Below are 404 nucleotides of genomic sequence, written 5' to 3'. Positions count from 1 at the left end.
GAGCATCAGGGAAGTTACCTGATGCCCTTATTGTATCACTCCGTCGGGGTTTCTCTGGGTGCACTTTCGTCAGAACAGGATGTTATTTTCCTGAATATACCTGGCTTTGACCTTATTAAATATCCTTACGAATGGATCTTTCCCTTGTTGATCATGGCAGTTGTGTTGCTTATCTTTTTGATCTTCTTCGGAAAAATGAGGAATCGGCTGCCGTTAACCGCAGTGGCCAAAGGATTTATTCCGCTGTTACTGTCGCTGGTGTTGGTGGGGCTGCTGAGTTATTTCTTCTGGCAATTGATGCTGATGCTTTATCCCGGATATCTGGAAATGGAGCATGGCTTCACCTATAACGGCTACTGGTATATATATGCAGTGGCATTTTTGACGCTTGCGGTTTGTTTCTA

At 44.3% G+C, this 404-nt stretch carries 1 pseudogene; it reads left to right on the top strand.

From position 1 onward, the window contains the following. Nucleotides 1–404 (top strand): annotated as a pseudogene (locus HC176_RS17110) (peptidase M28); the annotation flags it as partial.

It is taken from the genome of Tamlana crocina, assembly GCF_012037625.1.
Note: the sequence above shows the minus strand (reverse complement) of the source record. Positions and strands in the feature narration are given on the sequence as shown.